This is a genomic window from Alkaliphilus pronyensis (assembly GCF_009017275.1).
GTDB lineage: Bacteria > Bacillota > Clostridia > Peptostreptococcales > Natronincolaceae > Alkaliphilus_C > Alkaliphilus_C pronyensis.
This window is the reverse complement of sequence record NZ_WBZC01000026.1, coordinates 35,646-49,475: the sequence shown is the minus strand read 5'-3', so window position 1 is coordinate 49,475 and position 13,830 is coordinate 35,646. Positions and strand designations below refer to the sequence as shown.

Below are 13,830 nucleotides of genomic sequence, written 5' to 3'. Positions count from 1 at the left end.
TTAGGATTTCTGGAGGTAATAAACCATGAAAATAACTATAGCAGGCACTGGATACGTTGGACTGTCTAATGCAGTTCTTTTAGCACAGCATAATGAAGTAATAGCCTTAGACATCATCAAAGAAAAGGTTGATATAATTAACAATAAAAAGTCTCCCATTATTGATCAGGAGATTGAAGAATATCTTGCCACAAAGGAACTCAACTTGACAGCAACAACTGATAACTTTGAAGCCTATAAAGATGCTGAGTATGTAATAATTTCAACGCCAACAAATTATGACCCTGAAAAAAACTATTTTAACACAAGAACAGTTGAAGCAGTAATTGCAAATGTACTTGCAATTAATCCTGATGCTATAATGGTTATTAAATCCACCGTACCAGTTGGATATACAGAGGCAATCAAAGAAAAATTCGATACAGATAATGTAATCTTTAGCCCTGAGTTTTTGAGAGAAGGAAAAGCATTATATGATAACCTCTATCCTTCGAGAATTGTGGTTGGCGAGCAGTCTGAAAGAGCAAGAATATTTGCAGAGCTGCTAACACAAGGAGCAATAAAAAAAGATGTTCCTATACTTTATACAAATCCAACAGAAGCAGAAGCAATTAAGTTATTTGCTAATACTTATCTTGCAATGAGGGTGGCATATTTTAATGAGCTTGATTCCTATGCAGAGGTGAGGGGACTTGATACTAAGCAGATTATAGAAGGTGTTGGGCTTGACCCACGCATAGGTAATCACTATAATAATCCTTCCTTTGGTTATGGTGGCTACTGCTTGCCAAAGGATACAAAGCAGCTATTAGCTAACTACCAGGACGTGCCTCAAAATATAATGGGTGCAATAGTTGATGCAAACAGAACTAGGAAAGACCATATCGCTGAAATGATTATCAAGAGACAGCCGAAGGTTGTTGGTATTTATAGACTAACTATGAAGATGGATTCTGACAACTTCCGTCAATCTGCTATTCAGGGTGTCATGAAGCGTATAAAGGCTAAGGGAATAGAAGTGGTGGTATATGAGCCAGCTCTTCAAGAAGATTATTTCTACAACTCAAGAGTTATAAAAGACTTAAATGAGTTTAAGAATATTTCGGATATTATTGTTGCCAATAGACTATCTGATAAGATAAAAGATGCAGTAGATAAAGTCTACACAAGAGATTTATTTAGTAGGGATTAATAAACGCGTCTTAACCAACAACACCATTGTGTATAAATATACTTTTTACACAAAGTCCTAAGAAAGACTAAAGCTAAGCATTTATTAAGCCTACGGCAATAGTTAAAAGGGATATGCAGTTAGGTTATTTTTCTAGAAATTGCTTGTGAATTAATATTTATTATTGAAAATGTATTAATAATAATGATATACTTGTATCATATAGAAAAATTTTAAGCAACAGCTTTAAGTGTCAAGTATTTGCCAGCTTATTAAACACCCTAAAGAAGCAAAAGATTGGCTGACAAAGCTAGAAGCTGGGCAGAGTGAAATAAAAAAGGCTATAAAGCACCTGTAATGAAAAATTACCTAAGGGTGCTTTACTAATATCATAGAACTTATTTTTGTAAAATATATTAACTAAGGAAGGAGGTATTACAAAAAAAATTGTACTAATATTCATAAAGTTAAAAGGAGGGGGATTTTTATGTTAACAAACCCAGTGGTTTTATCTGTTATTGTAATGATAGTGTTATGCCTTTTGAAGCTAAATGTTATTCTATCTTTAATAATAGCAGCCTTGGTTGGAGGATTACTTGCTGGTATGCCAATTGGAGACATAATGGGAACTTTGATAGGTGGCATGGGTGGAAATTCTAGCACAGCATTAAGCTATATTTTGCTTGGAGCATTGGCGGCATGCTTGCATAAAACTGGAATTGCAGAGGTGTTGGCTAAAAAAATTGTACAATGGGTTAAAGGAAAGGGAATTATTCTTGTGGTAGTACTTGCAATCGTAAGCTGTTTTTCACAAAACCTTATACCTGTACACATAGCCTTTATTCCTATCATGATTCCACCGTTAGTTGCTGTAATGAATAAGCTTAAAATCGATAGAAGGGCAGTGGCCTCAGCATTGACCTTTGGTTTAAAGGCTCCCTACGTGGCATTGCCTGTAGGGTATGGATGGATATTTCATGGCATTATAAGTGATCAAATGTCACAAAATGGAATGGCAATAGCTCAGGGAGATGTTTGGAAGGTAATGTGGATTCCAGGTTTAGCCATGGTAATAGGTCTAATTGTAGCTATTTTCTTTAGCTATAGAAAGGCTAGAGATTATGAAGATGTACAGTTATCTCAGGAGGAAGTAGCTGCTGCATCTGAGGAAGCTCCAGTACAAATGACACGCACCCATTGGGTAGCCTTAATTGGTGCTGTATCTGCCTTAGCAATACAATTGAGTCCTATAGGCTCGTTACATCTTGGTGCCATTGTTGGTATGGCTATTATGCTTGTGGGAGGAGCCATAAAATGGAAAGATATTGATGATATGATAAACAGCGGTATCGGAATGATGGGCTTTATCGCCTTTGTTATGCTGGTTGCGGCAGGATATGGTGCTATTATCAGAGAAACAGGCGGAGTTGAGGCATTGGTCCAAGCGGCATCAGGCTTAATGGGTGGAAGTCAATTCATAGCTTCAACTGTATTAATATTAGTAGGACTTGTGATAACTATGGGTATAGGAACTTCCTTTGGAACTATCCCCATAATAGCAGCTATCTATGTTCCATTAGCAACTGCCATAGGCTTTAGTCCTCAGGCTACTATACTATTAATAGGTACAGCAGCAGCCCTAGGGGATGCAGGCTCTCCGGCCTCTGATAGTACATTAGGGCCAACAGCGGGGTTAAATATTGATGGTCAGCACGATCATATTTGGGACACCTGTGTACCAACCTTTATTCACTACAACATACCATTGGTTATATTTGGAATTATAGCAGCTATGATACTGTAAACATATATAGGGGGGGGAATTTATTCTCCCCTATTTAATTTTGCCTATTCAAATGATATAATATATCCAAAGTAGGAGCTTAATAGTTTACATAGGAGGAAAAAGCTTATGAAGGTACGTAAGGCAGTTATACCAGCAGCAGGATTAGGAACTCGCTTTCTTCCTGCAACTAAGGCACAACCAAAGGAAATGCTACCAATAGTTGATAAACCAACCCTGCAATATATAATAGAAGAAGCAGTAGAATCTGGTATAGAAGAAATATTGATTATTACAGGTAGAAACAAATCTTCCATTGAAAATCATTTTGATAAATCAGTGGAGTTAGAGCTTGAGCTAGAAAAATCAGGTAAAGATGATTTACTGGCTGAAGTAAGAAAAATATCAGACATGGTAAACATACATTACATTAGACAGAAGGAGCCAAAAGGGCTTGGGCACGCTATTTATTGCGCTAAGAGCTTTATTGGTGATGAGCCCTTTGCTGTTTTATTAGGTGATGATATTGTTTATAACGGTAAACCCTGTCTAAAGCAAATGATAGAAGCCTATGAAGAATATAAGACATCTATTATAGGAGTTCAAGAGGTAGCCGATGAAGATGTAAGCAAATATGGTATAGTAGAAGGTAAACATATAGAAGATAGAATTTATAAGGTTAAGGGATTAATTGAAAAGCCATCTATAGGGGAAGCCCCATCAAACGTTGCTATACTTGGAAGGTATATTATAAATCCAGCAATATTTCATATATTAGAGGCTACAAAGCCCGGGAAAGGTGGAGAGATACAGCTTACTGATGCCCTAAAGGAATTAGCTGAAAGAGAAGCAATGTATGCTTATAATTTTGAAGGCAAGCGCTATGATGTTGGAAATAAGCAAGGGTTTTTAGAGGCTACTGTAGAATTTGCATTAAGGCGAGCTGATCTTAGGGATGAGTTTTTAGATTACCTAGTAAGAATAATAGATAGAGAAAAAGAAGCATAGAATGATATAGTAATATGAAAGCTGTTAGTAACGCCGCTGAGATCAATAAATGTACTAAATAATACAAGATTACTACAGTAAGAAAAACAGCAGTAAAATAAAGCAAGGGGATGCAGAATGGATAAAGCAATTAAAAGCCTTAGTAAAAATCAAACACTACTATTTATTAAAGGGGTTATTTTAGGTTTGGGAATAATAATACCTGGCATGAGTGGTGGAACCATTTTAGTTATATTTGGTATTTATGAAAGTATAATAAAGGACCTTTTGAAGTTTAATGTTAAGCCCTATATAGTAATGGTATTTGGGACGGTGGCAGGAATCTTTTTTGGGAGTTATATTCTATCATATTTGCTGGAGTTCCACGGGAATCCAACCTATGCCTTTATACTGGGGTGCCTTTTTATGTCTATCCCCTTTATTATAAAAAGAAATAACAATTATTCAAAGGTTAATGCTTTGTTATTGATTTTTGGGGGAGTTATATCCTTTAGTCTTATGGAAATGCCACCCCTATTAACTGGGGGAGGCTTAACAGTAAAAAGTGTTTTTTTAGCAGGCTTAATCTCCAGCTGTGCAATGATAATTCCTGGAATATCTGGTAGTGCTGTGCTAATAGTATTGGGTATATATGAAGAAATGCTACTTCTAATAAAAGAGTTTCAGGTTGTAAACCTACTAATATTTATTGTTGGAGCACTTTTTGGATTAATTATTATGGCAAAGATATTAAGCAAATTATTTTCTAAGTATCAAGCTCAAATATTGTATTTTTTTTCTGGATTAATTTTAGGTTCTTCAAGAATTCTTTTTCCAAGTGATATTGGAATAATATCTATAATTACCTTTATTCTTGGAGCTGCAATAGTATTTAAGTGGGGAAACTTAAAATATAAGTAACCCTATAGTAATATTATAGCTTTGTAACATCTTTGTAATCTTAAACATCTATTTTTATAGGCATACAAATGATATAATAATTAGTAGTATGTGGTATATTCATACTACTATATTTATTTTGGCGGTGAAAACATGAAAAAGAAAATGATAGGGGCTTTTTTAATTGCTATAGATATAATACTTATAAATTTAGCTTTTTTGATAGCCTTTTACATAAGATTTGAAGGAGATTTTACTGGTAAAGTAGTTGCACCATATATTGCTGTATATAAAGAAAACATATTCTCTTTAAGCATGCTTAAAATCATAATATTTTATGTATTTGGTATGTATAAGAACCTATGGAAGTATGCAAGTATAGAGGAGTTATTCCAAATTGTTTTAACCTCCTTTGTTGCCAATGCTGGCGTAGTGTCTTACATGGTTATCTCTCAGCAAAGCTTTCCAAGAAGTATATACATATTAGCCTTTATATTAGATATAGTTTTAATAGGTGGAGTACGCTTTAGTATTAGGGCAACTCGTGGGATATCTGAGACCTCGTTTTTTAGCTTCGGAAAAAAGAAGGAAACAAAAAGAGTAATGATTATTGGTGCTGGTCAGGCAGGTGCACTAGTTATTAAAGAATTAAAAAACCATGATAACCTCCATAGTAAAGCAGTAGCAATTATTGATGACGATGACTCAAAGCTGGGTTCAAGAATAAATGGTGTTCCAGTTTTAGGAGACAGGTATCACATAAAAAAGATTGCAGAATCTAAAAGGATTGATGAAATAATAATTGCAATACCCTCATCTAATAAAAAGGATATTAGGGAAATAGTAGAAGAGTGTAGTAAAACAAAGTGCAAGTTAAAAATTGTGCCTGGTATATTTGAGCTAATTGATGGTAAGGTAACCATTAAGGAGATTAGAGATGTTGATATAGAAGATTTATTAGGAAGAGACCCTGTAAAGGTAGATTTAGACGAAATAAGTGATTACCTAGAAAGTAAAACCGTACTTGTTACTGGGGGCGGTGGTTCAATAGGGGCGGAGCTTTGTCGTCAAATTGCTGGCTTTAAGCCTAAAAGGCTTTTAATACTAGATATTTATGAAAACAATGCCTATGATATTCAAAATGAGCTATTAAGAAAGCATCCTCAGTTAAATCTTGATATATTAATAGCATCTGTAAGAGATAAGGGTCGTATGGAGGAAATCTTTAAACAATATCTTCCCGAAATTGTTTTTCACGCAGCTGCCCATAAGCATGTACCTCTAATGGAGAATAATCCACAGGAGGCTATTAAAAATAACGTTTTTGGCACAAAAAATGTTGCGGAATGTGCCCATAAGTATGGTGCAAAACGCTTTGTGTTAATATCCACCGACAAAGCCGTTAATCCAACCAACATAATGGGTGCCACTAAAAGGGTTGCTGAAATGATTATTCAATCTATAAATATTATTAGTAAAACAGAATTTGTTGCAGTACGCTTTGGTAATGTACTTGGGAGTAATGGAAGTGTAATTCCCCTTTTTCGAAAGCAAATTTCTGAAGGCGGACCAGTAACTGTGACACATCCTGAGGTAACAAGATACTTTATGACAATTCCTGAGGCAGTACAGCTTGTTGTGCAAGCAGGTGCTATGGCTAAGGGTGGAGAGATATTTGTATTAGATATGGGTGAGCCTGTAAAAATTATTGATTTAGCTAAAAATCTTATCAGATTATCTGGGTTTGAACCTGAAGCTGATATTCAAATAAAAATAACCGGACTTCGTCCTGGTGAAAAGCTGTATGAGGAGCTTTTAATGGAGGAGGAGGGCCTTGAGGCAACTAAGCACGAAAAGATTTTTATTGGTAAGCCAGTATTTACAGATTTTAAGCTTTTGGTTAGAGAGCTGGAAATACTAAGGGATATTATTGGCGATAATAGAGACGAGATAAAAGAATACATGGTGAAGATGGTGCCAACATATAAAAGAACAAGCTAAGCAGTTAATAATTTTTTAATATATTAAAATAGACATTTTACAAGTAATATCGTATATAAAAATGTATAATAGAAACAAATACATTATGAGGTGATAAAATGCTAAGGTTAAAAAGAAATATTATTTGTACAATATTAGTAGCTTTAATGTTATCCAGTTCTGCTTTAGCAGTGGAAAGCAAAACTCCATTAGGATTAGAAGAGCTAACAAATCGATTCTTAGAGGAAAATATCGAGATTAAGAAATTAGATTTAGATAATAGGCTTCTAAAGCTTAGATATGAAGAAACCCTAGAGGATTATGAAGATTTACAGAAGCAAGTTGAAAGGGCTGGGAAGTACACAGACAGTGTGGTAAAGCAAAGAAAGCAAGCACGAGATGAGTACTATAGTGCTTCGAAAGGTAGTAATGAAGAGCAAGCGGCATTCCAATATTACCATGGAATGATGCATACTGTAGAAGCTGCCACCGACAATTATAAAGCATTACTTAAGCAAGAAGCAAGCATGATGAAAAACCTAGAAATGATGGTGCTAGAAGATCAACAGGCCGACATAAAAAAGCAAAATGACATTGAATTGTTAAAATATCAGCTTCAAAAAGATTACTATCAATTACTAATATTAAAAGAACAAAGAGATTTGTTAGAAAAAAGTATTGCTAATATTGATATGCAACTAAATGTAGAGAAAACAAAGAAGGAGCTAGACCTTACTACTGAGCTAGCAGTCAATAATCTTGAAACACAAAAGATTAACCTAGAACTAAGCATCGAAAAGCTGGATAATTCAATTGAACAGGCAATTGAAAAATTAAAGACAGATTTAAATATAGAAGTAAGTGATAATATAGATATTCTGTTTGAGCTTCCTGGTGCCGTTAGTATTAAAAAGTATAAGCTTGAAAATGTATTAAAAGGATTTATGGAGCAAAGTCTAGACCTTAAAAAAGTAGAAAGATTAACTGAGGTTAATGCTGAAATAGTTGAAAAACTTCAAATAGCCTATGAAGAAGATGACACTGAATATTTAATTAGCGTATATGAAGCTGATGAGGCAGAGTTAAATGAAAAGCAAACAAAGAGGGATTTTGAACACTTAGTTAAAAGCTTATATTTTAGACATAATCAGCTAGGCAGTGACTTAGTTCAACAGTTAAGAAATAAGCTATTGGCTGATGAAAAAATGCTTCAGCTTGAAGTTCAATACAAAACTGGAGTTATTAGTAAGCTACAATATAATCTGCAAAAGCAAGAAATAGATCAAGCTATTTTTGATTATAAAAAAGCCATGATAGATTATATTAATACGGATACAGAATTACAGCTGGCTGAAAAAGGTAATTTAGCTACCGCTAGCTGGTAAAGTACATAGCTAATTTTTACCCCATAAGTACAATAGGCTTATGGGGTTTATTCGTTTTTATTTGATGAAAAAAATTATATATTATATAATATAGTAAAACTCGGTAAGACCAATTAAGGAGTGCCAAAACCATGTTTAAGCAAGGAAGAAATGAGCTTTGTCAGTGTGGTAGTGGAAAAAAACACAAACGATGCTGCGGAAAAAATAACAACTTAATAGTGATGAATCCTAATGTTATTATGAAAACTGATGCTGATGAAATAAGAAGTGACTTCTATCAATTTGTTATGGCAAATAAGCTATTGGTGGACAAGGCTTTAGGAGAATTAGCAAGTAAAACAGATATTGATAAAAAGACTATTGTAGATAAGCTTTATGACTTTACATTGGATTTAATTGTATTTGATTATCCAATTAAGGATGAAATGACTTTATTTGACCTATATTTAAATGCTAAAAATAAAGCCATTAAGGATAGAGTCCTGAGAAACATCCATAGTTGGCGAGAAAGATATATAAGTGTATATGAAGTTAAGGATTTTTATGGTGATGATGGCCTAATTCTAATAGATTTACTAGCGCAAGAGGAGAAGATTGTTAGAATATACACCACCTTGGAGGATATAAATATAAAAGATATTCACTTAGGAAGATTACTACCAATAGAGTCATGGTACGAGTATTTAAATGGCTGTCTTATATTTGATGAACATGATATGACGGGCTTCATAGATGAAATAAAAGGCAAAAGAAACTTATTGGAAGCATTGGGGGGTGAATATAAGGATTGGGGAGATTTCTTAAAGTCTGAGGGACATGTTTTTATAGAAACTCTTTTAGAAGGACTGGCTGATGAAAATGACAATTATTTGGATGAGGATTCCCTAGATAATGATTACTTTGATGAAGACTCCTTCTATGCAGAGTTATTAGTAAAAAAATTTCTTAGCAAGCCCCACCGTTTATTAGATAGAAAGAGTCCGCTACAGGCTAGTTATGATTCTAAAATGGAAAAAAAGTTAAAGAAATTTATAGATAAATTATGTAAAGGTCAGCTAGATAAGGAGTTTAGTGATGTTAAGCTATCCCAGGAAATAGAGCTGGTTAAAGAATTAATTTATGGAGAAGGGTATTTGTCCTCTGGTGGTTTAGATGTTATTCCCTTTGAAAATGAAACCTACAGTAAAGAAGCACTATTGTTTGTTGAAGGTACTAAAGGGAAGCTCTTCATTTATGATATAGAAAAAGCATTAAGTTTATGGTATCTATATACCTGCGAAATGAATCCCGTAATTAAAAAGAGTGGAAGCTGGGCTTCTGTACTTGAGCATATTACCCTAGATGATTTCTGGGGAGAATATCAACCTACACAAAAGGATATAGCTAAAAAGTATGGAGTTAGCTATAGTACACTTTCCAATAATAGTAGAAAAATTATGGATTTTATCTACAATACAATAGACTCATATGAGAAACAGCTTACTCCACAAGAAATGCTAAAGACATCACCAAACAGCATAAATAAGCCTATGACTGAGAAAAATATGTTAGCTATTAGTGAAATATTACAGAAGCAAGATTTTAAGTCAATAGAAGAGGCTAACGATTTTTTAACTGATTTACTGCAAAATGGTATGCTAGAAGAAAATAAGGACAAGCTGTCTAATGAAGAAGAAGCACAAGAATTAATATATTCGGCATGGGAAAGTAATAGCAAAAGTGAAATAATAAAGCTTGCCAATAGGGCATTAAAGCTTGATAATAATTGTGTAGATGCATATAATCTTCTGGCAGAGTACGACGCAAATAATATAGATCATAAGATAGCATTATATGTAAAGGCCTTAGATGTTTTTGTTAAATCGAAGGGGACAGCATACTTTGAAGAGAATATGGGGCATTTCTGGGGTCTACTTGAAACCCGTCCCTTTATGAGGGCTAATATGGGATTTGTACAATGTTTTATAGAAAAGGGCAGTACAACAGAAGCTATTGACAATATGTATACTATGTTGGATCTAAACCCTAATGACAACCAAGGGGTTAGATATTTACTGGTGCCAAGCTTAATAGAAAATGGCAGATATAAAGAGGCTCATAAGCTTATTGGAAAATATTATGAAGAATCATGTGATTGGCTATTTAACAGGGCATTGTTATCCTTAGCTACTAAGGGGGCAAATGCAAAGTCAGAGCAATTACTTGAAAAGGCTATTGACAGTAATAAATATGTAGTAGATTATCTATTAGGAATTAAATCTATACCTAAAACACTACCACAGTATGTATCCTCTGGCAGTAAAGAAGAAGCAATTACCTATGCCGCCTACGGAAAAAAGGCTTGGGAAAAAACCTGGGGTGCTATTTCTTGGTTAAAACTAGTCTATAATAAGTAAAAATATAGCTTAATAATATATTATGGGGAGGATAAAATGAATAAAGAAATAAGATGGCGACAAAGGTTTGAAAACTTTGACAAAGCATATCGAAAGTTTCAGGCTGCAGTAGTAGATATCGAAAAGCTAAGCACATTGGAAAAAGAAGGCTTGATTCAAAGGTTTGAATATACATTTGAACTAGCATGGAAAACATTAAAGGATTACCTAGAATCAAAGGAGATAGATGCTAAGTTTCCAAGAGATGTTATTAAAGCAGCCTTTCATTATGAGATTATTATAGATGGAGATGTATGGATGGATATGCTGGAGAAGAGAAATATTTTAGCACATACATATAATGAGGAACGTTTTAATTTCGCTATAAAAAAGATTGACGAAGAGTATTATAATGCAATAACTCAAGTATATAATTTTTTAGGAGAGATAATATGAGCTTTGGAATTTCACCGAAAAGTTTAGATATAATACTAAACACATTAATAAACAATAAAGAAGTTGAAAGGGTTGTAATTTTTGGAAGCCGAAGCATGGGTAATTACAAGAATGGGTCAGATATTGATATTGCTATTTATGGACCCGACATTTCAGAAGTAATTCTAAATAATATAAGAGTTGAACTAAATGAAATTCTTCCTTTGCCATATTATTTTGACATTATACACTATGAAACCTTAGAAAACCTTGAACTTAAAGAACATATTGATAAGCATGGAAGTATATTATATAAAAGGCAATAGCAAAAGACTGAAGCTTGATTCAATATCAGCTTCAGCCCATGTCTATTGCTTTATTTATTGTCTTATTTGATTGTTAGCATCTTCAATCAAGCACTCGGGACAGTAATCAGTAGCTTCATTTTTTTTGTCGTAATCATTTGATTTTACTAGGTTAGAAAAAAATGTTTTGAAAAGACTTTTGTTCTCCTTAACATCAGAAATATTAAACTCTTTTTTACATGATTTACATTTCTTAATTTCTTCAGCCATAATATCACTCCTTTGTACTATTCCTTTAAAATGTTATCTCTAAAAAATACTATCATACCATAATTTGCAAGTATCTGATAAAAGTCTTTACAGGGTGATGATTCAACTCCTTTAATATCTTTATTTCTTCTAAATCTTCCTTCGTTTATTTCAATTTCCCTATCAAAAACTATATTAGCTTCTTCCTTTGTGCTACAATCCTTTAAGAGTTTTAGATAGTGTTCATATTCCCTCTCCAGCTGTGCTAAAGCGAAGGCATCCAGCTCTGGATATCTACTAACATATAGATTTAATATCTCATCCTTTGTTTTAAATCTAATCATATTACACCTCCAAATTCACAACTTATTTTTATAATATATTTATACCCCATTAAAAGCAAAATAACCAAGCTATTAGTCAAACCTCAACTAAGTAATGTGTATACAAATTAAGTTAGCTACAAATACTTATAATAATTAAATATTTATATTGGAGGCTACAGTAAATGGGATATAAAAGGATGTTAGTAGTAATTTTAATATTAACAGTTTTAATGGTATTTACAGTTGGATGCCAAACTGAGGAGGCACCACAGCAAGAGCCTGAGACCTCTGAAAAGGAATATGATGAAAATGTTGATGTAGATTCTACAGAAGAGGTTTTAGAGAAGGAACAGGTACAGGGAGGCAGGGTTTATATTCAAGAGGATAATTTAGTTGTTGGAACGATGATAATTAAGGAGGGTATACAGCAAAGTGAGATAGATACTTTAGCTAATGACTTGGCTAAGGAGCTTAAGGAGAAGTATCCCGATAAAAGCGTTAATGTACAAGCAGTACAAGGGGGAAAGAATGTAGCCAATGTACAAATAGATTAATGCTTTTAATTTAGTGCTTTATTTTTGATTTTTTCTTTTAATCTTTTTCATTCAACGTTTTCTCTTAACTCTTAACTCTTAATTCTTAACTTTTAGTTTTCCATTTTCAATTATTATTTGCATTTTTAATTTTTCACTTTTAATTTTTAATTTTAATTTTAATTTATCTATCTATTTACTTATACATTTTCTTTCTCTTTTTTTCGTTATACATTTTGTTATCTGCACTTTCTAATAGTTCATGTAAACTAGAGTAATTTTCCTTATAATAGGTTACTATACCATGACTGGCACTAACCTTATAATAAATAATTTCCTGCCTATTGAAGCTATCAAAACCACCCTTAATACGATTCCATATTTTTTCAGCAACATGGGGAGGGGTATTATATAAACCGATAATGAACTCATCTCCCCCTATTCTGGCTAATAGGTCTCCATCCCTTAATTGTTTTTGTATTATTTCCACAGCTATTTTAATATAACGATCACCTTCGGAATGTCCATAGGCATCATTTATGCTTTTTAGTCCATCTAAATCAATATAGCATATACTTAGGGGCTTTTCTTCATTAGCTGCTAAATTAAAAATCTTCTCCAGCTCCTCTAATCCAGATCTCCTACTAAGTACTCCTGTAAGCGGGTCAAGATTAGCTTTAACCTGCAGACTTTCCTCTTGATTTTTTTTGTTTTCTAATTCTTGCTTAAGCTTAAGCATATTATATTGAGATATTTTTCTAGACTTATATTCTCCGTACTCCCTTTTTATACAATGCCTATGATATAAACAAACCATTAAAATAGTAACAAAGGAGTTAAAGAACTTTGTCCACTCATATGGATTCATTTCTTTAAATAACAATAAGTAAATAATCATAAAGCCTATGGGAAAAAGAACAATTTTGATTACCTTTTCCTTAGCACCTAATGAGAAAAATACTATAAAAACACTAAAGGCCAATAATAGCTGGGGGCCTCTAAAATCAAATATACCATTATAGGCTTGAAAGGTAACTAGGTTAAAAAACACAGCAAAAGACATGGCCATTATAAGACAGTAGCTATAATATCTAATAACTCTCCGGGGGCTTTCGGCATAAGGGGTAAGGGTAAATACAATGTAGGTAGCAAATACAGTTATAAGGGCTATTCTTCCTCTGTAGATTATTGAAGGATAGTGTATTATATTAGCATCCGAATACAGGGCTATTAGCATTATTACAATTCCTATTAAAACCACAAACCTACCTAGCTTTCTGGTTTTTTCTCCCTCCTCAATAATATACTCATATTTAATTTCTCTTTCAGATTTTTTAAAATCTTTTTTTCCTTCCACAGAAAACCTCCTGAAAATAGAACGTCCTTTAAGAAAATTATATC

General features: G+C 33.3%; 13 protein-coding genes. 10 read left to right on the top strand and 3 right to left on the bottom strand.

What is annotated here, in order from left to right:
- Positions 1 to 25 precede the first annotated feature (25 nt).
- The 9 genes from F8154_RS08350 (at position 26) to F8154_RS08310 (ending at position 11,342) form a co-directional block, all read left to right on the top strand.
- Positions 26 to 1,192, top strand: coding sequence for a nucleotide sugar dehydrogenase (locus tag F8154_RS08350; RefSeq protein ID WP_151861164.1), 1,167 nt, complete (start codon positions 26 to 28; stop codon positions 1,190 to 1,192).
- 466 nt (positions 1,193 to 1,658) lie between these two features.
- Positions 1,659 to 2,975 carry a Na+/H+ antiporter family protein gene (locus tag F8154_RS08345; RefSeq protein WP_151861163.1) on the top strand — a complete coding sequence of 439 codons (1,317 nt, stop codon included), beginning with the start codon at positions 1,659 to 1,661 and terminating at the stop codon, positions 2,973 to 2,975.
- Between the two features lie 108 nt (positions 2,976 to 3,083).
- On the top strand, positions 3,084 to 3,962 hold the full coding sequence (galU, locus tag F8154_RS08340) for a UTP--glucose-1-phosphate uridylyltransferase GalU (protein WP_151861162.1): 879 nt from the start codon (positions 3,084 to 3,086) through the stop codon (positions 3,960 to 3,962).
- Positions 3,963 to 4,079: 117 nt separating this feature from the next.
- On the top strand, positions 4,080 to 4,862 hold the full coding sequence (locus F8154_RS08335) for a DUF368 domain-containing protein (RefSeq protein WP_151861161.1): 783 nt from the start codon (positions 4,080 to 4,082) through the stop codon (positions 4,860 to 4,862).
- Positions 4,863 to 4,994: 132 nt separating this feature from the next.
- On the top strand, positions 4,995 to 6,842 hold the full coding sequence (locus F8154_RS08330) for a polysaccharide biosynthesis protein (RefSeq protein WP_151861160.1): 1,848 nt from the start codon (positions 4,995 to 4,997) through the stop codon (positions 6,840 to 6,842).
- A gap of 98 nt (positions 6,843 to 6,940) precedes the next feature.
- Positions 6,941 to 8,206 carry a TolC family protein gene (locus F8154_RS08325; RefSeq protein WP_151861159.1) on the top strand — a complete coding sequence of 422 codons (1,266 nt, stop codon included), beginning with the start codon at positions 6,941 to 6,943 and terminating at the stop codon, positions 8,204 to 8,206.
- Between the two features lie 131 nt (positions 8,207 to 8,337).
- Positions 8,338 to 10,602 carry an SEC-C metal-binding domain-containing protein gene (locus F8154_RS08320; protein WP_151861158.1) on the top strand — a complete coding sequence of 755 codons (2,265 nt, stop codon included), beginning with the start codon at positions 8,338 to 8,340 and terminating at the stop codon, positions 10,600 to 10,602.
- Between the two features lie 36 nt (positions 10,603 to 10,638).
- Positions 10,639 to 11,037 carry a nucleotidyltransferase substrate binding protein gene (locus F8154_RS08315; protein WP_151861157.1) on the top strand — a complete coding sequence of 133 codons (399 nt, stop codon included), beginning with the start codon at positions 10,639 to 10,641 and terminating at the stop codon, positions 11,035 to 11,037.
- Positions 11,034 to 11,342: a nucleotidyltransferase domain-containing protein gene (locus F8154_RS08310; RefSeq protein ID WP_151861156.1), complete on the top strand. Its 309-nt coding sequence runs from the start codon at positions 11,034 to 11,036 to the stop codon at positions 11,340 to 11,342. The genes F8154_RS08315 and F8154_RS08310 overlap by 4 nt, the downstream gene beginning before the upstream one ends.
- A 54-nt stretch (positions 11,343 to 11,396) precedes the next feature.
- Here F8154_RS08310 and F8154_RS08305 read toward each other — a convergent pair whose 3' ends face one another.
- Together F8154_RS08305 and F8154_RS08300 are read right to left on the bottom strand one after the other, a co-directional pair.
- Entirely contained in the window at positions 11,397 to 11,591 is a 195-nt protein-coding gene (locus F8154_RS08305; RefSeq protein ID WP_151861155.1) for a hypothetical protein, read from the bottom strand.
- Between the two features lie 17 nt (positions 11,592 to 11,608).
- Positions 11,609 to 11,914: a hypothetical protein gene (locus F8154_RS08300; RefSeq protein ID WP_151861154.1), complete on the bottom strand. Its 306-nt coding sequence runs from the start codon at positions 11,912 to 11,914 to the stop codon at positions 11,609 to 11,611.
- 164 nt (positions 11,915 to 12,078) lie between these two features.
- Here F8154_RS08300 and F8154_RS08295 point away from each other — a divergent pair, with 164 nt between their 5' ends.
- On the top strand, positions 12,079 to 12,450 hold the full coding sequence (locus tag F8154_RS08295; RefSeq protein ID WP_151861153.1) for a hypothetical protein: 372 nt from the start codon (positions 12,079 to 12,081) through the stop codon (positions 12,448 to 12,450).
- A 175-nt stretch (positions 12,451 to 12,625) separates the two neighbouring features.
- Here the strand turns inward: F8154_RS08295 and F8154_RS08290 are convergent, their stop codons facing one another.
- Positions 12,626 to 13,786, bottom strand: a complete 1,161-nt coding sequence (locus tag F8154_RS08290) for a GGDEF domain-containing protein (protein WP_151861152.1) — start codon at positions 13,784 to 13,786, stop codon at positions 12,626 to 12,628.
- Positions 13,787 to 13,830: the final 44 nt, after the last annotated feature.